This is a genomic window from Azospirillum sp. TSH20, from assembly GCF_003115935.1.
Classification (GTDB): domain Bacteria; phylum Pseudomonadota; class Alphaproteobacteria; order Azospirillales; family Azospirillaceae; genus Azospirillum.
In genome coordinates this window covers 66,990-87,872 of record NZ_LGQU01000078.1, presented here as the reverse complement: position 1 = coordinate 87,872, position 20,883 = coordinate 66,990, and the positions used below count along the sequence as shown (strand labels likewise).

The following is a 20,883-nucleotide window of genomic DNA, read 5'->3' as shown; positions in this document are numbered from 1 at the left end:
CGTCGGCGATCAGCGGGTCGGCCGGAACCGGCGTTCCAGCATGTGCAGGGCGGGCACGGCGATCAGGCTGATGCACAGGAACAGGATGCCGACCAGCGTCATCGGCTCCAGATAGCGGTAGTTGCTGTTGGCGACGCTGCGGGCTTCGCTCATCAGCTCGATCACCGTGATGGCGGAGAGCAGCGGCGTTTCCTTGAACATCGCGACGAAGTAGTTCGCCAGCGCCGGGATCATCGGCGGGATCGCCTGCGGCAGGATGATGTGGCGCCAGGTCTGGTAGGGCGTGAGGTTGCAGGCCTTGGCCGCCTCCCACTGGCCGCGCGGTGTGTTGTCGATGCCGGCGCGGAAGACCTCCGACGTGTAGGTGGCGTAATGGAGCCCCAACCCGACCACCCCGGCGGTCAGCGGCGACAGCAGCAGACCCAGTTCCGGCAGCACGTAGAACAGGAAATACAGCTGCACCAGCAGCGGCGTGCCGCGGATGAACTCCACCACGAAGCCGGTGATGCGCGCCACCGCCCGGCTCTTCGAGCGGCGCAGCAGAGCGAAGCCCAGCCCGGCGGCGGCGGCGAGGACGGACCCGAGCAGCGTGGCCAGCAGCGTGATGCGCAGGCCGTCCAGCAGCGTCGGCATGATCTCGCGAACGAACTCCCAATCCCATTCCATGGCGGGTATCCTCAGGTGCGCAGCCCGTCGAGGCCGCGGGTCATGCGGCGCTCCAGGGCTTTCATGCCGAACGAGATCAGGCTGGCATAGGCGAAGTAGATGACCAGGACGGTCAGGAAGGGCATGGCGGTGCTGCCGGTCTGCGAACGCACCACCTGCGCCTGGAAGGTCAGGTCGCTGAGCGAGATGAGCGACACCACCGAGGTCGCCTTCAGCAGTTCGATGGCGTTGTTGCAGAAGGTCGGCACCATCACCACCGCCGCCTGCGGCAACAGCACGTGACGCAGGCTTTGCCAGCGCGTCAGGTTCAGCGCGACGCAGGCCTCGTGCTGTTCGCGGCCGATCGACTGCACCGCCGACCGCACCACCTCCGCGCCGTAGGCGCCGACATTCAGCCCCAGCGCCAGCACGCCGGCCTGCAGCGGCGTCAGCGTCACGCCCATCAGCGGCAGGACGAAATAGGCCCAGAACAGTTGGACGAAGATCGAGGTGCCGCGGAAGAACTCGATATAGGCGACCGCCGCGGCGCGTATGGCGGAGAAGCGCGACAGCCGGCCCAGCCCGGCGAGGAAGGCGGCCGGCAGTGCCAGCGCGCAGCCGAGCACGGTCAGCTTCGCCGTCACCAGCGCGCCGTCCAGCATCAAGCCCATATAGCCGGCCCAATCAGCCATGAAGCCGAAATCTCCTGCGTTCGGGGAAAAAACGGTAACGGCCGCCTTGCGGCTGCGGGGACTAGTCAGATGCGCTGCCCGGCCGCGATGATCTTTTTCAGGAAAGCCTGGGTCCGCTCATGAGACGGGTTGGTGAAGAGGAGGTCGGGCGGCCCCTCCTCCACGATGCGGCCGCGGTCGAAGAACAGCACGCGGTCGGCGAAATCGTGGGCGAAGCTCATCTCGTGGGTCACCAGCAGCATGGTCATGTCGGTGGTGGACCCCAGCATCCGCATGACGCTCAGCACCTCTTCCACCAGTTCGGGGTCGAGCGCCGAGGTCACCTCGTCGAACAGCATGATCCGGGGCTGCAGCGCCAGGGCGCGGGCGATGGCCACCCGCTGCTTCTGGCCGCCGGACAGCTGGGCCGGCATGGCGCGGGCCTTGTCGGCGAGGCCGACGAGGTCCAGCAGTTCCATCGCCCGGCGTTCGGCATCCGCCTTCCTGACGCCCTTGGTCAGCATCGGCGCCAGCGTGACGTTGTCCAGCACGCATTTGTGCGGGAACAGGTTGAACAGCTGGAACACCATGCCGATCTTGGTCCGCATCCGGTGCAGATGCGCCTCGTCGGCGGGGACCAGACGGCCGTTGCGCTCCATCTGGAACAGGTGCTCGCCATCGACGCGGATGGTGCCGCTCTCGATGGTCTCCAGCGTCATCAATGTCCGCAGGATCGTGGTCTTGCCGGAGCCGGACGGCCCGATCAGCGCCAGCTTCTCACCCGGACGGACTGAAAAGCACAAGTCTTTCAGCACGGTGTGCGAGCCGTAGCGCTTCGTGACGCAGTCGATGTCGATGATTGTGTCGGTCACACCGGTCTTCCCTTGCAATGGTTGGCGACCGTGGATGTGCGCAAACGATGCGGGACCGCTTAAATCATGTCAATCCGGAAAATAAAATCATGACAATTCTAAAGAGTCTCACCTTCGGTCTCTTCAGATCGCCAGCAGCACCGGCTCCGGGTCGCTGTTCAGCAGATTGACGATCACGCGCAGGCCGGCGTGAAGCTCTGCCTCGGTGGTGGAGCCGATGGAGACGCGCAGCGCGTCGGGCCGCGTTCCGGGACCGATGGCGAAGGCCGATCCGGGCGCCAGCGCCACCCCCTGGTGGCGGGCATGCGACACGAAGGTCGCCTCCGGCCGCCCTTCGCCCAGCGGCAGCCACAGATGCAGCCCTTCGGGATGGCTGCGGTGGGGGATGCCTTGCAGGATTTCGGCCGCCAGCGCGTGCCGGCGGTGCAGCGCCTTGCGCTGCCACTCCACCATCTCCATCGCGAAACCGCTCTCGACCCAGCGGGTGGCGATCTCGGCGACGATGGGCGTCGCTATCCAATTGGTCACCAGATGGCGGTTGGTGACGGCGGCGAGCAGCCGGTCGGGAACCACCAGATAGCCGGTGCGCAGGCCCGGCATCACCGTCTTGGTGAAGCTGGTGACATAGAGCGTCCGTTCCGGCGCCAGGGCCGCCAGCGGCGGGCGCCTGTCGCTCAGCAGGGGGCCGAGAGGATCATTCTCGACGATCGACAGGTTGTGGCGCTGGGCCAGCCGCGCGATCTCGGCGCGCCGGGTCTCGCCCATGTGGGTGGCGGTGGCGTTGATCGGATTCGGCATGACGAACAGCGCCTTGGCCGTGCCATCGCGGCAGGCGGCGTCGAGGGCGTCGGGACGGATGCCCTCCTCGTCGATGGCGACGCCGCGCAGCTTGATGCCGAGATAGGAGGCGAGCGGCAGCAGCGTGTGGTGCCCGACCTCCTCCGTCACCACGGTCGATCCCGGTGGGGCGGCGGCCATCAGGGCGATGGTCATGCCGGCGGTGGCGCCGTTGGTCAGGGTGACGTTGGCCGCCGTGGTCTCCACCCCGCAATGGCGCAGCCAGGAAACCGCCGTCGCCCGGTGGCGGGCGAACAGGGTGTTGGGGCGGAAGGACAGCACCACGGCCGGCGGCAGGCTGGCGGACAACTCCACCAGCGCCTGCCGCATCGCCTCCACATGCAGCGGCTCGCACACCGGCTTGAGGATCGACAGGTCGATCACCTCGTCGGTGCGCTGGGGGATGTAGGGCGGATCGACCTCGGTTTGCGCCGCGCGGATGAAGGTGCCGCGGCCGGTTTCCCCGCTGATCAGGCCGCGCCGGATCAACTCCTCATAGGCGCGGCTGACGGTCTGGACGGAAATGCCCAATTCGTCGGCAAGCTGCCGGTGGGTGGGCAGCTGGTCGCCGACCGCCAGTTGGCCTTGCGTGATCGCCCGCTGCACCTGATCGGCCAGCGAGAGATAGACGGGCCTGCTCAAAGCCGATGCATCGGGGTGCCACTTTGTCATGCAACATTTCTGCTGGAAATCATCACATTTGACAATGCCTGAAAGCATGGACATCGTCGGTTGTCACTTTTCCAAAGGCGGCCGGCCCCATGTCTGACCTGAAGCTCGATCCCATCGACCTGCGCATCCTGTCGGAAATCCAGCGTGACGGCCGCATCACCAAACTGGCGCTGGCCGACCGGGTGGGGCTGTCGCCGACGCCCTGCTGGGTGCGGCTGCGCCGGCTGGAGGAGGCCGGCATCGTCACCGGCTATCATGCCCGGCTGGCCCTGCGGCAGGTCACGCCCTTCGCCATGGCGCTGGTCGAGGTGACACTGGGCAGCCACCGGCAGGCCGATTTCGACCGGTTCGAGCGAGCGGTGCGGGCCGAACCCGGCATCGTCTCCTGCTGGTCGGTCGGCGGCGGGCTCGACTATGTCTTGCGGGTGGTGGCGCGCGACGTCGACGCCTATCAGCGGATCATCGACCGGCTGTTGGAGGGCGATGCCGGGATCGACCGCTATTTCACCTACATCGTCACGCGGACGGTGAAGGACGACGCGGCAATGCCGCTGGAGGCGCTGATGGAGGAGCCGGGCGGGTCTGCCCCGTCGTCATAGAGACTTTCTCTTCCTCCCCGCCCCGACAAAGAGACAGTCTCCACAGCAGGAGGTCAGTTCGGACACAGTCTCCGCCGCATCACCGCTAGACTCCGGAACACGGGCGTTTCGGCGCTCAACCCAAAAATCCGGAGGTGCCCATGACCGCGCAGCTGTCCCGCCTGGACCGTCACGACGCCGTCAGCCGCCTGACCGACCGCCGCCTGCTGCGCGAACTCGCCTATGTCGGCGGACGCTGGACCGCGGCGCCCGACGGCGCCACCTTTCCGGTGACCGATCCGGCCAGCGGACGGACGATTGCCCATGTCGCGGCGCTGGACGCCGCACAGGCGACCGCCGCCGTCACCGCGGCATCGGCAGCCTTTCCGGCCTGGAGCGCCCGGCTGCCGCAGGACCGCGCCGCCCGCCTGCGCGACTGGTTCGACCGCATCACCGCCGCCAAGGAGGACCTCGCCCTGCTGATGACGCTGGAACAGGGCAAGCCGCTCGCCGAATCGCGGGGGGAGATCGACTATGCCGCCTCCTTCGTCGAGTGGTACGCGGAGGAGTCCAAGCGGGTGGGCGTCGAGAGCATTACAAGCCACCTGCCCGGCGCCGAAATGCTGCTGCGGCGGGAGGCGCTGGGCGTGGTCGGCATGGCGACGCCGTGGAATTTCCCGTCGGCCATGCTGACGCGCAAAGCGGCGGCGGCGCTGGCCGCCGGCTGCACCGTGGTGGCGCATGCGTCCTCCGAAACGCCGCTGTCGGCGCTGGCGCTGGCGGAGCTGGCGGAGCGGGCGGGCATCCCCGCCGGCGTGTTCAACGTCCTGACCGGCGAGCCTGAACCGCTGGTCGGCGCGCTGTGCGACGATGCCCGCGTCCGCGCCATGAGCTTCACCGGCTCAACTGGGATCGGCAGCCGCATCGCCGCGCGCTGCGCACCCACCATGAAGCGGTTGGTGATGGAGCTGGGCGGCCATGCGCCGCTGCTGGTCTTCGCCGACGCCGACCTGCAGCGGGCGGTGGACATCGCCATCGACGCGAAGTTCGCCACCTCCGGCCAGGACTGCCTCGCAGCCAACCGCATCTATGTGCAGCGTCCGCTCTACGACTCCTTCTGCGCCGCCTTCACCGCCCGCAGTGCCGCGTTGCGCGTCGGGCCGGGGCTGGAGCCGGATGTGCAGATCGGTCCGCTGATGAACGAGCGGGCGGTCGACAAATGCGCACGCCACGTCCGCGACGCGGTGGACCGCGGCGCCCGCTGCCTGACCGGCGGCGAAATCCATCCCGCCGGCCCGCTGTTCTACCGTCCCACCGTGCTGGCCGACGTGGCTCCGGATTCGCTGATCCTGCGCGAGGAGACCTTCGGCCCGGTGGCCGCGATCCTGCCCTTCGATGACGAGGCGGAGGTGGTGGCCCGCGCCAACGACACCGAATACGGCCTCGTCGCCTATCTGGTGACCCGCGATGCCGGCCGGATCCTGCGCCTGTCGCGGGCGCTGCAGTACGGCATGGTGGCGGTCAACCGGGTGAAGATCACCGGCGCGCCGGTTCCCTTCGGCGGGGTCAAGCAATCCGGCCTCGGCCGCGAAGGCTCGCGCCACGGGATGGAGGCCTTCACCGAGCTGAAATACGTCTGCCTCGACGCCGCCTGAACCGAAATTCTTGTCTGGGAAAGAAACGTCATGACCGACCTGACCAACGAGCTGACCGCCTGGGACCGCGACCATTTCTTCCACCCGTCGACCCATATGGCGGCGCATGCCCGCGGCGACACGCCGACCCGCGTCGTCACCGGCGGCGAAGGCGTTTACATCACCGACCGTGACGGCAAGCGCAGCCTGGACGCCTTCGCGGGCCTCTATTGCGTCAATGTCGGCTACGGCCGCCGCGAGATCGCCGACGCCATCGCCGAGCAGGCCGGCAAGCTCGCCTACTATCACGCCTATGTCGGGCATGGCAGCGAGCCGTCGATCACGCTCGCCAAGATGATCATCGACCGCGCGCCCGCCGGGATGTCGCGCGTCTATTTCGGCCTGTCGGGATCGGATGCGAACGAGACCAACATCAAGCTGGTCTGGTATTACAACAACATCCTCGGCCGGCCAGAGAAGAAGAAGATCATCTCGCGCTGGCGCGGCTACCACGGGTCGGGGGTGATGACCGGCAGCCTGACCGGGCTGGAGCTGTTCCACAAGGCCTTCGACCTGCCGCGCCCGTCGGTTCTGCACACCGAAGCCCCCTATTACTTCCGCCGCGCCGACCGGAGCATGAGCGAGGAGCAGTTCTCCCAGCACTGTGCCGACCAGCTGGAGGCGATGATCCTGGCGGAGGGGCCGGAGACCGTCGCCGCCTTCATCGGCGAACCTGTTCTGGGCACCGGCGGCATCGTTCCGCCGCCCGCCGGCTATTGGGAGAAGATCCAGGCGGTGCTGAACAAGTACGACATCCTGCTGATCGCCGACGAGGTGGTGACCGGGTTCGGCCGGCTCGGCAGCATGTTCGGCTCCGACCATTACGGCATCAAGCCCGACCTCATCACCATCGCCAAGGGCCTGACCTCCGCCTATGCGCCGCTGTCGGGCGTGATCGTCGGCGATCGGGTGTGGAAGGTGCTGGAACAGGGCTCCGACCAGCTTGGGCCGATCGGCCATGGCTGGACCTATTCGGCCCATCCGCTCTGCGCCGCCGCCGGCGTGGCCAACCTGGAGCTGATCGACACACTCGGTCTGGTGACCAACGCGGGCGAGACCGGCGGCTATTTCCGCGCCGCGCTGGCCGACGCGCTGGGCGGGCATCCGATGGTCGGCGATGTGCGCGGCGAGGGCATGCTGGCGGCCGTGGAGTTCGTCGCCGACCGGGACGACCGCCGCTTCTTCCCGGCCGAGGCGAAGGTCGGGCCGCGCCTGTCCGCCGCACTGCTGGAACGCGGCGTCATCGCCCGCGCCATGCCGCAGGGCGACATCCTCGGCTTCGCCCCGCCGCTCTGCCTGACGCGGGAGGAGGCCGACATCGTGGTGTCTGCAACAGCCAAGGCGGTGAAGGCGGTCGCGGCCGAACTCTGACGGCGGTTACTTCCGCCGGGCAAGCCCCTCCATCTCCTTGGCCCATCCGCTGTAATTGCGGTGGTAGTCACGCAAGGCCGGATCGTCCTTCGTCCGCTCCGCCATCGCCCGGAACAGCGGGGCCTGGGCGGCGGCGATGTCCGCCGCATCCGGCCGGCGCGTGGCGGTGAGGAAGGAGGACAGGCTGGTGACCAGATTGCCGCCGGTCGGCTTGGCCGCCAGCTTCGCCAACTCGTCGACGATCCACGGCATGTATTTCAGCATATAGTCGGCGTAACGCTGGATCGCGGGCGCCTGGTCAAGCAGATCGCTCCGCTCGCGATCGAAATCCGTGCGGTCGAGAATCGCGTGGTTAGCATAGACAACGGGTACCTCGGCCGAGGTGTCGCACTGCCAGCCCTTGCGCGGGATCAGCAGGTCGGCCTGATCCTTCTCCTCGCGGTAGGGGTAGAAGGGCATGGTGCGGCAGCGCGACGGCTTGGTCTCATGGATGCCGCACAGCCCGTCGTCCAGCAGTTCCGGACAGGGGAAGGAGGTCGGCAGATAGGCGGTCGGCACGATCAGCACCGCCACCGTCTTGCGGTTGGGCAGCCGCACCGTCGCGCCCAGCCGGGTCGCCAGCTCGTAGGATCGGGCGTTCGACCGCACCGGCGTCCACACCATCGCCAGGGGGAAACGGCCGGCATGGGCGACCGCGTCCGCCAGCGTCAGCGGCAGCCAGCCGTGGCAGCATTTGCCGCAGGCGGTGCAGGAGAAACGCGGTTCCATCGCGGCGCCCCTCCGGTCACTTGCCGCAGCAGGCTTTGTATTTCCTGCCGGATCCGCAGGGACAGGGCTCGTTGCGCCCGACCTTGACCACGCGGCGCGGCTCGCCCTTCGGGTTGACCTCGCCGCTGACATAGAGCCACCGCCCATCCTCCCGGCGGAAGCTCGCCCGTTCGTGATGGCGCATGTCATTGCCGTCGCGGCGGAAATGGATCTGGAACTCCACCACCCCGCTGTCGCCCTCCTCGCTGGCGCGCAGGATGTCGAGCCGCTGCCATTCCGACTCCTCCGCCACCCGTTCGGCCTCGCCGCGGTTGAAGTCGTCACGGATCTCCGGAGCGTGGGTGCGCTCGACATGGTCGAGGTCATGGCGGACGAAGGCGGTGTAGCGGGACCGCATCAGCGCCTCGGCGGTCGGCGCCGGCTCCCCGGCCAGGATGGGGCCGCAGCAATCTTCGAAGGAACGGCCGGAGCCGCAGGGGCAAGACGACATCGTTGGTCCTCGGTTGAACGGTAAAGCTATCAGAAGGCGACCACCAGGGCCACGTAGCGGGCCGCCTTGCCGATGGTCACCAGCAGAAGGAATATCCAGAAATTCTCCCGCAGGATGCCGGCGACCAGGGTCAGCGGGTCGCCGATGAAGGGCGCCCAGGCCAGCAGCAGCGACCACACCCCCCATTTCTGATACCAGGCGGTGGCGCGGTCGATCAGCGAGGCCTTGACCGGAAACCAGCGGCGGTCGCGGAAATGGATCAGGTAGCGGCCGAGCAGCCAGTTCACCACCGAGCCCAATACGTTGCCGATGGTGGCGACCAGCACCAGCGTCGGCGTCGAGTGGGTCCCGGCCATATGCATGCCGGCCAGAATCACCTCCGACTGGGCCGGCAGGATCGTCGCCGCCAGCAGCGCGGCGCTGAACAGGCCGGCCAGACCGGCGAAATCATCCATAAGACCTCCGTCGGATCGGCGGGTGCGGATGCCCGGCCCGCGCTCGTCACCGCGGCGATCCTATCCAGGGGGATAGAGCAAGAACAGGGGCGCGGTCAACTCCGCCCGACATGCTGCGCCATCAAAGCAAAAGCGGCGGATCGGCAGGCGCCGTCATCGGCCTTGCCATATCCTATCCGGGGGGATACCATTTCGACATGAGCACTCACCACAGCCACCCTGACATCATCAAGCGCCTCAAGCGGGCGGATGGACATCTGCGCGGCATCATCGAAATGATCGAAGCCGGCCGGCCCTGCCTCGACCTCGCCCAGCAATTGCATGCGGTGGAAAGCGCCGTGCGCGAGGCCAAGAAGGTGCTCATCCACGATCATCTGGATCACTGCCTGGACGCGGCGGTTGACGCCACGCCCGCCGAAGCGCGGGCATCGATCGCGGAATTCAAGGCGATCACGAAATACCTGTAGAGACCAGCGATGCCCGAATTCTCCGCCCTTCTGCAGCAAGGCGCCGCCAACGCCTGGCTGTTCATCCCGAGCGCCATCCTGCTCGGCGCGCTGCACGGGCTGGAGCCGGGCCATTCCAAGACGATGATGGCGGCCTTCATCGTCGCCATCCGCGGCACGGTTGCCCAGGCGGTCCTGCTCGGTCTGGCCGCGACGCTGTCGCATACGGCGGTGGTGTGGGCCGTGGCCCTTGGAGGGATGTGGATCGGCCGAGGCTGGAACGCCGAGACGACCGAGCCCTATTTCCAGCTCGCTTCGGCGGCGTTGATCATTGCGGTGGCGCTGTGGATGGCGGCGCGGACATGGCGGGACCAGCGGCACGAGACGGCCGGACATGCTCACCATCATCATGGGCATGGGCATGGGCATGACCACCACGGGCATGCGCATCACCATCATGGCCACAGCCATGGTGGGCACACCCATGCCCACGCCGGCGCACTGGATCTCGGACAGTCAGACTATCAGGACGCGCATGAGCGGGCGCATGCCCGCGACATCCAGCGCCGCTTCGCCGGCCGGCACGTCACCACCGGACAGATCCTGCTGTTCGGCCTGACCGGCGGGCTGATCCCCTGCCCGGCGGCCATCACCGTTCTGTTGTTGTGCCTCCAACTCAAGGAGGTCACGCTCGGCGCCGCGCTGGTCGTCTGTTTCAGCATCGGCTTGGCCCTGACCCTGGTGGCGGCGGGGGCGGTCGCCGCGCTGGGCATGCGCCATGCCGAGCGGCGCTGGTCGGACGCCTTCGGCAAATTCGCGCGGCGTGCCCCCTACCTGTCCAGCGCCGTCATCATCCTCGTCGGGATCTATGTCGGCGTCCACGCCCTGCAGGGGCTCGGGCTTACGCTGGCCTGGGTCGGGGGACCGCACCTGTTGTGACGTTCCCTACATCGCCCAGCCGCCGTCGATGATGTGGATCTGGCCGGTGGTGTAGGTGGCGGTGGCGAGGTGAAGCGCCAGCTCGGCGATCTCCTCGGGCTGGCCGATGCGGCCGATCGGCTGACGGGCGATGAAGGCGGCGCGGGCGGCCTGGTAATCGCCCTGGGCCGACAGCCGCTCCTGCAACGATGGTGATTCGACCGTTCCCGGACAGATGGCGTTGCAGCGGATGCCCTTCGCCACATAATCGGCCGCGACCGACTTGGTCAGCCCGATGACCGCCGCCTTGGTGGTGGTGTAGGCGAAGCGGTTGGGCACACCCTTCACGCTGGACGCCACCGACGACATGTTGATGATGCAGCCGTCGCCGTGTTCCAGCATGGCCGGCAGCACCGCTCTCGTGGTGCGGACCAGAGCCTTCACGTTGAGGTCGAGGGCGAACTCCAGCTCATCGTCGGTCATCTCCAGGATCGTGCCGTTGTGGACCACGCCGGCGCAATTGAACAGGATGTCGACGCGGCCGATCTCGCCCAGGACCGACCGCACCGCCTGATCGTCGAGCACGTTCAGCACCCGCGTTTCGATCCCCTGCCCTGCCAGCTCGGCCAGCTTGGCGCCGTTGACGTCGGTGGCGACGACGTTCGCGCCTTCGCGGGCGAACAGTTCGGCGGTCGCGCGGCCGATCCCCTGGGCCGCGCCTGTGATGACGGCGGTCTTGCCGGTCAGCTTTCCGGTCATGGTCCTACTCCTGAAAACGGTGCTTGGTGCGTGTGGATAACGATCCTGGTGGAAGAACGGTCGCGGCGTCAGTCCACCGGCGTCGCCCCGACCGGCATCAGCGGGGTGTCGGCACGGTTCGTCTCCGCCAATCCTTGGCCGAATCGCTTGTACCAGAGGCCGGTGATGATCGGGACGGCGACGGAGGTGACGATGATGCAGATCGCCACCAGCACGGTGGCATCCGCCGCCGCGGGGGCGAATTGCGGGGCGACGGCGGCGATCGCCACCGGGTTGGCGGCAGCCGCGCCGGCGGTGGAGGAAGCGGCGATGCCGGCGGTGCCGGTGCCGCGGCCGATGATCTTGTCGGCCAGGATCAGCGGAATGCCGGTCAGCACGATGACGCCGAGCGCCAGCAGAACGCCCAGCCCGAGCAGCGGCGAGAACAGCGTGCCGAGATTGATGGTGTTGCCGAGCGCAAAGGCGAAGAACGGGATCATCAGCTGGCCGCCCGGCGCGAACAGGGCGCGCAGCTTCGGATCCAGGTTGCCGAGCGCGAAGCCGACCAGGAAGGGCAGCACGGCGCCGATGAAGATCTGCGGTTCGAAATGCGCGGCGCCGGACGCGCCGAGGATGATCATGCTCATCAGCGGACCGGATTCGATGGAGGTCAGCACGAAGGCGCCGGCCTCCTCCTTGGTGCCGTAGGTCTGCATCAGCGAGGCGTAGAGCCCGCCGTTGGTCATGTCCATGGCACAGACGACGGCCAGGATCGACAGCCCGGCGAAGAATCCGGTGTGGATGCCTTCGGGCGGAATGAACTGCGACATCACCAGCACGATGATCCAGGCGGCGATCAGCTTGGTCAGGACCAGCGTGCCGGACTTGCGCAGCACCGTTCCGGTGGCGCTCAGCTTGATCGACGCGCCCATGCAGAAGAACCACACCGCCAGGATCGGCACCACGCCGGTCATGATCCCCTGGGTGAAGCCTTTGAAATAGGCGGGCGCCTCCGGCACGAAGGTCTTGCACAGCGCACCGAGCAGCAGCGGCACCAGCATCAGGCCGCCGGGAATCCGATCCATTCTGTCTTTTATGTTCATGAGGCGCTTCCTCCACAAATCTCGGCCACAAATCTCGGATGGACGAGCGGGCGCAATCCCGCGCAACGGCGAGTTCCCGCTTTCTGCATTGACTGGAACGGGCGGCGATGGGACGCCGAAGATGGCCGGGACGGGCGGGGTGGCCGAACTGGAGGCCGAACCCGCGCGTCGCCGGAAAAGAGGGGCCGCGACGGATCGCGGCCCGGATGTCAGGTCAGGTGGCGGCGACGCGCTGGTTCTGCACGCCCAGCCCCTGGATTTCGACGCGGATGCTGTCACCCGGCTTCAGGTAGCGCGGCGGCTTCATGCCCATGCCGACGCCCGGCGGCGTCCCAGTGGTGATGACATCGCCCGGCATCAGCGTCATGAATTGCGAGATGTGGGAAACCAGGAACGGCACCTGGAAGACCATCGTCCGGGTGGAGCCGTTCTGCATGGTCTGTCCGTTGACCGACAGCGTCATGGCGAGGTTGTGGACGTCCTCCACCTCGTCCTTGGTGACCAGCCAGGGGCCGAGCGGGCCGAAGGTCGGGCAGCCCTTGCCCTTCGTCCACTGCCCGCCGCCGCGCTCCAGCTGATAGCCGCGCTCCGACACGTCGTTGCACACGCAATAGCCGGCCACGTAATTCAGCGCGTCGGCCTCCGACACGTAGGAGGCGCGCTCGCCGATGACGATGGCGAGTTCGACCTCCCAGTCGGTTTTCTCCGACCCCGGCGGGATCAGCACGGTGTCGTCCGGGCCGACGATGCAGGACGGCGCCTTGTTGAACAGCACCGGCTCCGCCGGAACCGGCATACCGCTTTCCGCCGCATGGTCGGCATAGTTCAGGCCGACGGCGATGAAGTTGCCGACACCGGTCACGCACGGTCCCAACCGCACCGCGCCCGAGACCAGCGGCAGATCATCGACCGCGATGGACCGGAGCCTCTCCAGGCTGCTTTTATTCAGAGAAGAACCGTCGATGTCCTTGACAACCGACGACAAGTCCCGGATGGAACCGTCCTTGTCGATCAGGCCCGGCTTCTCTTCTCCCGGAGCCCCGAAGCGAACGAGTTTCAAAACGTCGTCTCCTTGCGCCGACCAGCTTTGTGGTCATCTTTTCAGGATTGCTGCGTTAACATACAGTTTCCACGGATCATATATGCTGTCAATGGTTTTCGAATGAGGATAGGATTTTCGAAAATGCGGGTGTCGCTTCCGAGGGGGCAGTCATGAAGGACCGTGCCGAGGCACGCACGCTGGCGGGCGATGCCTATGCCGTCATTCACCGGGCCATCCGCTCCGGCGTGCTGACGCCCGGCCAGCGCCTGCGGTTCGCCGATTTGCAGGCGCTGTGCGGCATGAGCGTTTCGCCGGTGCGCGAGGCGCTGGTCCGGCTGACCGCGGAGGGCTTCACCGTTTCAGACGATCACCGCGGCTTTTCGGTGGCACCGCTGTCGGTCGCCGAACTGCTGGACATCGTCGCCACCCGCAAACTGCTGGAGGGCGAGGCGCTGCGCCTGTCCATTGAAAACGGCGACTCGGAATGGGAAGGCCGGCTGCTGGCGGCGCACCATATGATGTCGCGCCTGCCCCGTGAACGCGACGACCTGCCGACCGCCATCCGCGAGGATTGGGACCTGCGACATGCCGATTTCCACCGCATCCTGATCTCGGCCTGCGGATCGCCGATCCTGATCGAACTGTGCGAGAAGCTGTTCGTCCGGGCCGACCGTTACCGCCGGCTGTCGGTCAGCGTGCCCAAACAGGACCGTGACGTGGTTCGCGAGCATGAACGGATCATGAGTTGCGCGATCGACCGCAATGCCGAAGAGGCGGTGGCGGCCCTGAGGGATCACTACCAGCGCACCGCCGACGCCGTTCAACGGCTGTTCGAGATGCAGGAGGCGCTCTGACCGGTCCGACGGGGCAGCTGCGAGCCGTTCCACGTTTAAGTGAAAGGCAAGGGGACCATGGCCATCTACAGCCACCACATCCTGCCCCGGCTGATCAACTGGGTCATGGGGCAGGCGCTGCTCGCGGAGGCCCGCGCCAGGGTCGCCGGGCAGGCGCGCGGGCGGGTTCTGGAGATCGGCATCGGCTCCGGTCGCAACCTGCCATTCTATGGCGCGGCGGCCGAGGAGATCGTCGGTGTCGATCCCTCTGCCGAACTTCTCGCCATGGCCCGCCGTGCCGCGGCGCAGTCGCCCCGTCCGGTGAGTTTGGTGGAACAGACGGCGGAACGGTTGCCGTTCGAGGACGACAGCTTCGACACCGTGGTCGTGACATGGTCCCTGTGCAGCATCCCCGACCCGTCCGCCGCCCTGAGGGAGGCGCGCCGTGTGCTGAAGCCGGCCGGGGAGTTGCGCTTCGTCGAGCATGGCCTTGCCCCGGCTCCCGCCGTTCGGCGCTGGCAGCACCGCCTGACGCCGCTGTGGTCGCGCTGTTCGGGTGGCTGCCATCTGGACCGGAAGATGGACGACCTGATCCGCGCGGCCGGATTCGAGATCACGGACCTGACGGAAAGCCATCTGCCGGGCCCGAAGATCATGACCTTCATGTATGAGGGAACGGCGGTACCGTCAGGCGGCGCAGCGCCTCCACCGCCGCAGCGGGCGTGGTGAGCACCGGAACCGACAGCAGCGGCTGCAGCCTCGCCTGGGCACGCGCCATCGAAAACTGGCCGAGGATGACGACATCGCAGCCCGCCAGCTGCCCGGCGGTCCGGGCCACCCGGTCGTCATGGCCGTCGCCGTCACCGCTCTTCAGCGCGGCCAGCGCGCCGTCGGCGATGGCGACGGTGACCTCGATCCGACGGCCGGCGGCTGCGGCCATCGCCAGCAGCTCGGTGCGCAGCGAGTCGGCGGAGGGGCCGAAGCTGACGACGATGCCGATCCGGCTGCCGATCGCCATCGCCGCCTCGAATGCCGACTCGTTCGGCCGCAGGACCGGGATCGGCAGGCGCGGCTTGACCGCGTCGATGGCCGGGGCGAAGGCGGAGCAGGTGAACAGAATCCCTGCCGTCCGCCCGCCCGCTCCCACCGTGCCGGCGGCATAGTCGGCCAGCGTCCGGAAACGCCCCATCATCGCCTCGTCGAGCCGGCCGGCGTCGGCCAGATCGACCGCGAGCGATGTGTCGAGAAGGTCGAAGATCCGCGCTTCGGGCCAATGCGTCCGGAAGGCGGCCCGCGCCGGAACCACCGATTCCTCCAGCGCATGGATCAGCGCGATGCGTGGTCCCTGCAAGGTCGCCGTTTTGTCGGCGGTCGTCTCGGCATTCATGCGCTCTCTCCCTCTTGTGCCTTCCGTCGGGCGGATAGGGACATGACGTGCGACGGTACTTGACCTCCGCCCGCTCCCGCCGCAATATGATGCATCATACAGCAAAAGCGGACGGCGGGTGAAGGACAGACGATGAGCGGGTTCGACCTCACCCTTCTTGAACACGACAATCTCGGCAGCACGATTTACCAGCGGCTGTGCGAGGCTCTGATGAAGGGCGTGTTCAAGCCGAACGACCGGCTGAAGATCCGCGATCTGGCCGAACGGCTGGGGACGAGCGTCACCCCGGTGCGCGACGCCATCCTGCGTCTGGTGCAGGACCAGGCTCTGGTGCTGCGTTCGCCGCGCGACATCCGCGTTCCGATGCTGACCCGCGCCGCCTACCTTGAGATCCGCGATATCCGCGTCAACCTCGAAGGGCTCGCCGCCGCGCGCGCCGCGGAAAAGGCCACGCCGGCCGAGATCGCGCTGCTGGAGGCCCTGCTGAAGCACAATGAGGACGCGATGGCCGCCGGCGACACCGCGCGGGCCACCGAACTCAACCAGATCTTCCATTTCAAGCTGTCGGAAATCGCCGACATGCCGGTGCTCGGCGACATTCTGCGGCGGCTTTGGCTCCAGATGGGACCGCTGATCGCCGACGTCTATGGCGGCGCCGGACGCACGATGATCGACCACCATTACCCGCTGATGGAGGCCATCCGCCGTCACGATGGCTTGGCCGCCGCCCACGCCATCCAGGCCGACATCCTGCTGGCCAGCGGCCCGATCCTGGAGCGGATCGACGGCGCGACCGCCAATTCCGCCCCTGCACCCAGGGCGCTGGTTTCCTGATGCCCTTCCCCCCACATCGGTTTGCAAGGCCGGTTCGTTCATGACGATGATGCATCAAACATTGAAAGCTTCGAGCAACGAGGAGAGTGCGGTCATGACGCAGCCTGATGTTCTGACCACCGCCGCACCGCCGATCTCCGCGATCGAGGCCGGCGCCATGATGCAGCGGTGCTTCGGGGTGACCGGCAGCATCCGCGAACTGAGCAGCGAGCGCGACCGCAACTTCCACATCACCACCCCCGATGGGAAAGGCTATGTGCTGAAGTTCACCAACCCGGCGGAACCGGCGCTCGTCACAAGCTTCCAGACCGGGGCGATGCAGCATGTGGCCGTCCGCGACCCGGACCTGCCGGTGCCGCGCGTCGTGCCGACGCTGGATGGAGAGGCCCAGGCGACGGTCCGGATCGACGGCCACGCCATGATCCTGCGGCTGCTGACCTATCTCGACGGCACGCCGCTCCATGCGGCGCCGGCCTCACCGGGGCAGATGCGGGCGCTGGGAACGACGCTGGCCCGGCTGGATCTGGCGCTGGCCGACTACGAGCATCCCGGTTCGGAGCGCGACCTGCTGTGGGACATCACGCGCACCGCCAGCGTCGCCGACCGGCTGCATTATCTGGCGGACGGCCCGCGCCGCGGGATGGTGGAGGGCTTCATCGCCCGCTTCGCCGATCAGGTGGCGCCGCGGCTGCCCACCCTGCGGCATCAGGTGATCCACAACGACCTCAACCCGCACAACGCGGTGGTCGATCCGGTCGGGCACGAGACGGTCACCGGCATCATCGATTTCGGCGACGCGCTGAGGGCGCCGCTGGTCAACGATCTGGCGACCGCCCTCGCCTACCACGTCACCAGCGGCGAGACGCCCTTCGGCTCGCTGGTCGAGATGACCGGCGCCTTCACCGCCGTCCTGCCGCTGACTGATGACGAGGTGGAACTGCTGCCCGATCTGGTGGCCGCCCGCTTGGCCCTCACCATCGCCATCACCGGCTGGCGGGCCGCCGAATATCCCGCCAATGCCGCCTACATCCTGCGGAATGCCGAACGCGCCTTCGCCGGCCTGGAAAAGCTGACCGGCGACGAGGCCGCCACCGCGCGCCGTCTGCTCCATCGCGCCTGCCAGAGAGTGTAACCCGTCATGACCATGATCAACGCCTATGCGCCCGACTCCGCCGGTTCCCTGCCGGAGCGCGAGCGCGCCCTGATCGCCCGCCGCGAAAAGCTGCTCGGCCCGGCCTACCGCCTGTTCTACGCCGACCCCATCCATGTGGTGCGGGGAGAGGGTTCCTATCTCTACGACGCCGACGGCAACCGCTATCTGGACGCCTACAACAACGTCGCCTCGGTCGGGCACTGCCGGCCGGAGGTGGTGGAGGCGATGGCGAAGCAGGCGGCCGTGCTGAACACCCACACGCGCTATCTGACCGACGGCATCCTCGACTTCGCCGAAGCCTTCCTGGCGGAGTTCCCGGCGCCGCTGTCGCACCTGATGCTGACCTGCACCGGCAGCGAGGCCAATGATCTGGCCCTGCGCGTCGCCCGCCATCACACCGGCGGCACCGGTGTCGTCATCGCGCACAACGCCTATCACGGCGTCACCTCGGCGCTGGCGGAGATGTCGCCGTCGCTGGGCGGCGCGGTGAAGCTGGGCGACCATGTCCGCGTCGTGCCGGCCCCGGACAGCTACCGCATCCCGGAGGCGGAGATCGGCGCCGCCTTCGCCCGCTCGGTGGAGGAGGCCATCGCCGATCTGCGCGAGAAGGGCATCGCCCCGGCGGCGCTGCTGGTCGACACCATCTTCTCCAGCAGCGGCGTCTTCACCGATCCGGCCGGCTTCCTCGCCCCGGCGGTGGAGGCGATGCGCAAGGCCGGCGGAATCTTCATCGCCGACGAGGTCCAGCCCGGCTTCGGCCGGCTCGGCACCCACATGTGGGGCTTCGCGCGCCATGGGCTGGTGCCCGACATCGTGACGGTCGGCAAGCCGATGGGCAACGGCCATCCGGTGGCGGGGGCGGTGTTCCGGCCGGAGGTGATCGAGGCGTTCGGCCGCAGCCAGCGCTATTTCAACACCTTCGGCGGCAACCCGGTGTCCTGTGCCGTGGCGCTCGCCGTGCTGCGCGTCATCAAGACGGAGCGGCTGCAGGAGAACGCCCTGACCGTCGGCACGCAGATGATCGAGGGCCTGCGCGCGCTGGCCGCCAAGCATGAGCTGATCGGCGACGTGCGCGGCAGCGGCCTGTTCATCGGCGTCGAGATGGTGCGCGACCGCAAGCTGAAGACCCCCGCCCCGGAGGAAACCGCCCGCGTGGTGAACGACATGCGGCGGCGCCGGGTGCTCATCAGCGCGACCGGGCAGGAGGGGCACATCCTGAAGATCCGGCCGCCGCTGGTGTTCTCGGCCGACGACGCCCGGCTGTTCCTCGCCACGCTGGACGAGGTAATGGGGGCGCTGTAGCCGGCTTCACTCGCGGTTGCGGTATTCCACCGGCACCCAGCGATATGCGTCGCCGTCGCGCCGCAGACGGCCGAGGCCGGGGAAGCTGAGATGGGCGGCGGCGGTCAATTGGCCGCTGTCCACCTCCTGGGCGAAGCGCTTCAGGCGCTGGGCGCGTGCGGCGTCCTGGTCGATGTCGAAGGACACGGTGGCCTCCGGGTGCGGGAACTGCACCGGGCCGACATGGATGATGTCGCCCCAGAACTCGATGCTCTCGCCGCGGCTGGTCACCCGGTAGAAGGCATGGCCGGGGGTGTGGCCGGGGGTGGGGACCGCCGTGACGCCCGGCAGGATTTCGGACTGGCCGGTGAAGGGCTTGACCTTGCCGGCCTTGACATAGAGGCCGACGGTGGCGACCGCCTCGTCATAGTGGCGGGGCTGCAAACCCTTGGCCGTATTGTCGCGGTTGAGGAAGAAGTCCAGATCGGCCTGCCCGACATGAAGGGTGGCGTTCGGAAACACCATCCGCCCGTCCAGCGCCAGCCCGCCGGAGTGATCGGTGTGGATGTGGGTGAGAAGGACGTCGGTCACCTGTTCCGGTCGGTAGCCGGCCGCGGCCAGACTGACCGGAAGCTTGCCGCCATAGGGTCCGAACAGCTGGCCCGCCCCGGTGTCGACCAGCAGCAGGCGCGGCCCGGCCTCGATCAGGAAGGAGTTGATGGAGGTTTCAAGCGGATCGCGTTCGAACCGTTCGGCCAGCAGCGCGTCGATGCGCTCCGGCGGCAGCCCCTGGACCAGCGGCTTGATGCCGAGCGGCAGGGTGCCGTCGCTGAGCGCGGTGATGCGGAGATCGCCGACGGTGAAGCGGTAGACACCGGCCGCGGAGGGTTGGGCGGCCGATTGGGTGACCGCCTGGGTGGCGTTTTGACCGCCGGCCTTTTCGGCGGCATGGCCGGCCGGGATGGCGGCGAACAGCAGGCCGGCGGCCAGCAAGAGCATTTTCGATTTCATCGTGCCTGTCCTTGGTGCGATGCGGGTGTCTGGTACTGCGGCGGCGTTCGTTCCGGCCGCCGTTCTGACCCATCACCTAGCACCAGGCGGACGGCTTGATTACCTGCCGCCTTTGGGCAACATTGTGCCGAAATCCTATCCAATCGGCAGGCGCGGATGCAGGACCTGGGCGACACCATCGCCTTCGTGAAGGTGGTGGAGGAAGGCAGCTTCACGAAGGCGGCCCAGCGGCTGCGGCTGCCCAAGACGACGCTGAGCCGTAAGGTGCGCGACCTCGAACGGCGGCTCGGCATCCAGCTTCTGCACCGGACCACGCGCCGCATCGGGCTGACCGAGGCGGGGACCGTCTATTTCGAGCGCTGCCGGCGCATCTCCGAGGAGCTGGAACAGGCCGAGAGCGCCGTCGCGCAGCTTCGCGACGCGCCGCGCGGCTGGCTGCGAGTCACCACCCCGCCGTCCTTCGGGATGAAGGTCATCGCACCGCTTCTCCCCGCCTTCCGGACCCGATATCCCGATGTCCGGATCGATCTGGTGCTCAGCCACCTGAATTTGGATCTGGTGGCGCGCGACATCGATCTGGCGATCCGGATGGGGGCGCTGCAGGACTCCGCCATGGCGGCCCGCAAGCTGGGCGTCCTGCCCCGCCACGTCTACGCCGCCCCGTCCTATTGTGCTGCCCATGGCACGCCGACCCATCCCGACGAGCTGGCCCGGCATCTGACGCTGGCGAACATGAACGCCCGGCGCTCCGCCGGCTATGGCTGGCGCCTGTTCCGGACCGAAGGGGGCCGCAACGCCGAGGAGCTTGATGTCGCCATCGATCCGGTGATGGCGGCTGACGATCCGGAAATGCTGGTCCCGACGCTGCTGGCCGGTGGCGGACTGGTGCTCGCCACCGACTTCGCCATGCGGCCCTACCGGTCGGCCGGGCAGGTGGTGCGGGTGCTGGACGGCTGGAAGGGATCGGATGTCGACCTGCACGCGGTCTTTCCCGGCGGGCGGATCCAGCCGCCGAAGGTGCGGTCCTTCCTGGATTTCCTGGTCGACCGCATCGACCTGGAGAACGGCAGCGTTCAGGGATAGG

At 67.7% G+C, this 20,883-nt stretch carries 23 protein-coding genes; 11 read left to right on the top strand and 12 right to left on the bottom strand.

The genetic code is table 11. The annotated features are described in order from the left end of the window. Positions 1-9 precede the first annotated feature (9 nt). The 4 genes from ehuD to TSH20_RS21355 form a co-directional block, all read right to left on the bottom strand. The gene (gene ehuD, locus TSH20_RS21370) at positions 10-666 is read right to left on the bottom strand and encodes an ectoine/hydroxyectoine ABC transporter permease subunit EhuD (RefSeq protein ID WP_109156316.1); all 657 of its coding nucleotides are present in this window, start codon (positions 664-666) and stop codon (positions 10-12) included. Between the two features lie 11 nt (positions 667-677). After that, a complete protein-coding gene (ehuC, locus tag TSH20_RS21365) occupies positions 678-1,337 on the bottom strand; it encodes an ectoine/hydroxyectoine ABC transporter permease subunit EhuC (RefSeq protein WP_109156315.1) in 660 nt (219 codons plus the stop codon). A 65-nt stretch (positions 1,338-1,402) separates the two neighbouring features. After that, positions 1,403-2,188, bottom strand: a complete 786-nt coding sequence (ehuA, locus tag TSH20_RS21360; protein WP_109156314.1) for an ectoine/hydroxyectoine ABC transporter ATP-binding protein EhuA — start codon at positions 2,186-2,188, stop codon at positions 1,403-1,405. A gap of 123 nt (positions 2,189-2,311) precedes the next feature. Further along, entirely contained in the window at positions 2,312-3,697 is a 1,386-nt protein-coding gene (locus tag TSH20_RS21355) for a PLP-dependent aminotransferase family protein (protein WP_109156313.1), read from the bottom strand. 89 nt (positions 3,698-3,786) lie between these two features. Between TSH20_RS21355 and TSH20_RS21350 the strand changes: the two genes are divergently transcribed. The 3 genes from TSH20_RS21350 (at position 3,787) to TSH20_RS21340 (ending at position 7,340) form a co-directional block, all read left to right on the top strand. Then, positions 3,787-4,296 (top strand): Lrp/AsnC family transcriptional regulator, encoded by a 510-nt coding sequence (locus tag TSH20_RS21350; RefSeq protein WP_109156312.1) that lies wholly within the window; start codon positions 3,787-3,789, stop codon positions 4,294-4,296. Between the two features lie 140 nt (positions 4,297-4,436). Then, positions 4,437-5,930, top strand: a complete 1,494-nt coding sequence (locus tag TSH20_RS21345) for an NAD-dependent succinate-semialdehyde dehydrogenase (protein ID WP_109156311.1) — start codon at positions 4,437-4,439, stop codon at positions 5,928-5,930. Positions 5,931-5,960: 30 nt separating this feature from the next. Continuing rightward, positions 5,961-7,340 (top strand): aspartate aminotransferase family protein, encoded by a 1,380-nt coding sequence (locus TSH20_RS21340; RefSeq protein ID WP_109156310.1) that lies wholly within the window; start codon positions 5,961-5,963, stop codon positions 7,338-7,340. Positions 7,341-7,346: 6 nt separating this feature from the next. Here the strand turns inward: TSH20_RS21340 and TSH20_RS21335 are convergent, their stop codons facing one another. Genes TSH20_RS21335 through TSH20_RS21325 form a run of 3 tightly spaced genes read right to left on the bottom strand, consistent with a single transcriptional unit; the run spans position 7,347 to position 9,053 of the window. Then, the gene (locus tag TSH20_RS21335; protein ID WP_109156309.1) at positions 7,347-8,108 is read right to left on the bottom strand and encodes a YkgJ family cysteine cluster protein; all 762 of its coding nucleotides are present in this window, start codon (positions 8,106-8,108) and stop codon (positions 7,347-7,349) included. Between the two features lie 16 nt (positions 8,109-8,124). Then, positions 8,125-8,598: a YchJ family protein gene (locus TSH20_RS21330; RefSeq protein WP_109156308.1), complete on the bottom strand. Its 474-nt coding sequence runs from the start codon at positions 8,596-8,598 to the stop codon at positions 8,125-8,127. A gap of 29 nt (positions 8,599-8,627) precedes the next feature. Continuing rightward, entirely contained in the window at positions 8,628-9,053 is a 426-nt protein-coding gene (locus tag TSH20_RS21325) for a YqaA family protein (protein ID WP_109156307.1), read from the bottom strand. Between the two features lie 197 nt (positions 9,054-9,250). On the opposite strand from TSH20_RS21325, the gene TSH20_RS21320 reads away from it, so the two are divergent. Together TSH20_RS21320 and TSH20_RS21315 are read left to right on the top strand one after the other, a co-directional pair. Continuing rightward, positions 9,251-9,520 carry a metal-sensing transcriptional repressor gene (locus TSH20_RS21320; RefSeq protein WP_085082254.1) on the top strand — a complete coding sequence of 90 codons (270 nt, stop codon included), beginning with the start codon at positions 9,251-9,253 and terminating at the stop codon, positions 9,518-9,520. Between the two features lie 9 nt (positions 9,521-9,529). After that, positions 9,530-10,438, top strand: a complete 909-nt coding sequence (locus TSH20_RS21315; RefSeq protein ID WP_109156306.1) for a nickel/cobalt efflux transporter — start codon at positions 9,530-9,532, stop codon at positions 10,436-10,438. 6 nt (positions 10,439-10,444) lie between these two features. Here TSH20_RS21315 and TSH20_RS21310 read toward each other — a convergent pair whose 3' ends face one another. The 3 genes from TSH20_RS21310 to TSH20_RS21300 all read right to left on the bottom strand — a co-directional run bounded on the left by TSH20_RS21310 (position 10,445) and on the right by TSH20_RS21300 (position 13,318). Continuing rightward, positions 10,445-11,176 (bottom strand): SDR family oxidoreductase, encoded by a 732-nt coding sequence (locus TSH20_RS21310; RefSeq protein WP_109156305.1) that lies wholly within the window; start codon positions 11,174-11,176, stop codon positions 10,445-10,447. 68 nt (positions 11,177-11,244) lie between these two features. Next, complete coding sequence (locus TSH20_RS21305; RefSeq protein ID WP_247871302.1) at positions 11,245-12,240, bottom strand: 2-keto-3-deoxygluconate permease; 996 nt, start codon at positions 12,238-12,240, stop codon at positions 11,245-11,247. A 232-nt stretch (positions 12,241-12,472) separates the two neighbouring features. Then, positions 12,473-13,318 carry a fumarylacetoacetate hydrolase family protein gene (locus TSH20_RS21300; RefSeq protein ID WP_109156303.1) on the bottom strand — a complete coding sequence of 282 codons (846 nt, stop codon included), beginning with the start codon at positions 13,316-13,318 and terminating at the stop codon, positions 12,473-12,475. A 152-nt stretch (positions 13,319-13,470) separates the two neighbouring features. Here TSH20_RS21300 and TSH20_RS21295 point away from each other — a divergent pair, with 152 nt between their 5' ends. Both TSH20_RS21295 and TSH20_RS21290 read left to right on the top strand, forming a co-directional pair. Continuing rightward, positions 13,471-14,154, top strand: coding sequence for a GntR family transcriptional regulator (locus tag TSH20_RS21295; RefSeq protein WP_109156302.1), 684 nt, complete (start codon positions 13,471-13,473; stop codon positions 14,152-14,154). Positions 14,155-14,211: 57 nt separating this feature from the next. Beyond that, positions 14,212-14,862: a class I SAM-dependent methyltransferase gene (locus TSH20_RS21290; RefSeq protein ID WP_109156301.1), complete on the top strand. Its 651-nt coding sequence runs from the start codon at positions 14,212-14,214 to the stop codon at positions 14,860-14,862. On the opposite strand, the gene TSH20_RS21285 is transcribed toward TSH20_RS21290, so the two are convergent. Then, positions 14,795-15,520, bottom strand: a complete 726-nt coding sequence (locus TSH20_RS21285; protein ID WP_247871301.1) for an aspartate/glutamate racemase family protein — start codon at positions 15,518-15,520, stop codon at positions 14,795-14,797. The genes TSH20_RS21290 and TSH20_RS21285 overlap by 68 nt on opposite strands. A 132-nt stretch (positions 15,521-15,652) precedes the next feature. Here TSH20_RS21285 and TSH20_RS21280 point away from each other — a divergent pair, with 132 nt between their 5' ends. The 3 genes from TSH20_RS21280 (at position 15,653) to TSH20_RS21270 (ending at position 18,809) form a co-directional block, all read left to right on the top strand. Further along, positions 15,653-16,354 carry a GntR family transcriptional regulator gene (locus TSH20_RS21280; RefSeq protein ID WP_109156300.1) on the top strand — a complete coding sequence of 234 codons (702 nt, stop codon included), beginning with the start codon at positions 15,653-15,655 and terminating at the stop codon, positions 16,352-16,354. Positions 16,355-16,448: 94 nt separating this feature from the next. Continuing rightward, positions 16,449-17,486 (top strand): phosphotransferase, encoded by a 1,038-nt coding sequence (locus TSH20_RS21275; protein ID WP_109156299.1) that lies wholly within the window; start codon positions 16,449-16,451, stop codon positions 17,484-17,486. 6 nt (positions 17,487-17,492) lie between these two features. Beyond that, a complete protein-coding gene (locus tag TSH20_RS21270) occupies positions 17,493-18,809 on the top strand; it encodes an aminotransferase class III-fold pyridoxal phosphate-dependent enzyme (protein ID WP_109156298.1) in 1,317 nt (438 codons plus the stop codon). Between the two features lie 6 nt (positions 18,810-18,815). Here the strand turns inward: TSH20_RS21270 and TSH20_RS21265 are convergent, their stop codons facing one another. After that, a complete protein-coding gene (locus TSH20_RS21265) occupies positions 18,816-19,799 on the bottom strand; it encodes an MBL fold metallo-hydrolase (RefSeq protein WP_109156297.1) in 984 nt (327 codons plus the stop codon). Positions 19,800-19,955: 156 nt separating this feature from the next. Between TSH20_RS21265 and TSH20_RS21260 the strand changes: the two genes are divergently transcribed. Then, positions 19,956-20,882: a LysR family transcriptional regulator gene (locus tag TSH20_RS21260; protein ID WP_109156296.1), complete on the top strand. Its 927-nt coding sequence runs from the start codon at positions 19,956-19,958 to the stop codon at positions 20,880-20,882. Position 20,883: the final 1 nt, after the last annotated feature.

Bases quoted from the DNA above. Each gene is read 5' to 3' on its own strand.
- ehuD (WP_109156316.1), bottom strand. From the start codon at position 666: ATGGAATGGGATTGGGAGTTCGTTCGCGAGATCATGCCGACGCTGCTG.
- ehuC (WP_109156315.1), bottom strand. From the start codon at position 1,337: ATGGCTGATTGGGCCGGCTATATGGGCTTGATGCTGGACGGCGCGCTG.
- TSH20_RS21355 (WP_109156313.1), bottom strand. From the start codon at position 3,697: ATGACAAAGTGGCACCCCGATGCATCGGCTTTGAGCAGGCCCGTCTAT.
- TSH20_RS21350 (WP_109156312.1), top strand. From the start codon at position 3,787: ATGTCTGACCTGAAGCTCGATCCCATCGACCTGCGCATCCTGTCGGAA.
- TSH20_RS21345 (WP_109156311.1), top strand. From the start codon at position 4,437: ATGACCGCGCAGCTGTCCCGCCTGGACCGTCACGACGCCGTCAGCCGC.
- TSH20_RS21340 (WP_109156310.1), top strand. From the start codon at position 5,961: ATGACCGACCTGACCAACGAGCTGACCGCCTGGGACCGCGACCATTTC.
- TSH20_RS21335 (WP_109156309.1), bottom strand. From the start codon at position 8,108: ATGGAACCGCGTTTCTCCTGCACCGCCTGCGGCAAATGCTGCCACGGC.
- TSH20_RS21330 (WP_109156308.1), bottom strand. From the start codon at position 8,598: ATGTCGTCTTGCCCCTGCGGCTCCGGCCGTTCCTTCGAAGATTGCTGC.
- TSH20_RS21325 (WP_109156307.1), bottom strand. From the start codon at position 9,053: ATGGATGATTTCGCCGGTCTGGCCGGCCTGTTCAGCGCCGCGCTGCTG.
- TSH20_RS21320 (WP_085082254.1), top strand. From the start codon at position 9,251: ATGAGCACTCACCACAGCCACCCTGACATCATCAAGCGCCTCAAGCGG.
- TSH20_RS21315 (WP_109156306.1), top strand. From the start codon at position 9,530: ATGCCCGAATTCTCCGCCCTTCTGCAGCAAGGCGCCGCCAACGCCTGG.
- TSH20_RS21310 (WP_109156305.1), bottom strand. From the start codon at position 11,176: ATGACCGGAAAGCTGACCGGCAAGACCGCCGTCATCACAGGCGCGGCC.
- TSH20_RS21305 (WP_247871302.1), bottom strand. From the start codon at position 12,240: ATGGATCGGATTCCCGGCGGCCTGATGCTGGTGCCGCTGCTGCTCGGT.
- TSH20_RS21295 (WP_109156302.1), top strand. From the start codon at position 13,471: ATGAAGGACCGTGCCGAGGCACGCACGCTGGCGGGCGATGCCTATGCC.
- TSH20_RS21290 (WP_109156301.1), top strand. From the start codon at position 14,212: ATGGCCATCTACAGCCACCACATCCTGCCCCGGCTGATCAACTGGGTC.
- TSH20_RS21285 (WP_247871301.1), bottom strand. From the start codon at position 15,520: ATGAATGCCGAGACGACCGCCGACAAAACGGCGACCTTGCAGGGACCA.
- TSH20_RS21280 (WP_109156300.1), top strand. From the start codon at position 15,653: ATGAGCGGGTTCGACCTCACCCTTCTTGAACACGACAATCTCGGCAGC.
- TSH20_RS21275 (WP_109156299.1), top strand. From the start codon at position 16,449: ATGACGCAGCCTGATGTTCTGACCACCGCCGCACCGCCGATCTCCGCG.
- TSH20_RS21270 (WP_109156298.1), top strand. From the start codon at position 17,493: ATGACCATGATCAACGCCTATGCGCCCGACTCCGCCGGTTCCCTGCCG.
- TSH20_RS21265 (WP_109156297.1), bottom strand. From the start codon at position 19,799: ATGAAATCGAAAATGCTCTTGCTGGCCGCCGGCCTGCTGTTCGCCGCC.
- TSH20_RS21260 (WP_109156296.1), top strand. From the start codon at position 19,956: ATGCAGGACCTGGGCGACACCATCGCCTTCGTGAAGGTGGTGGAGGAA.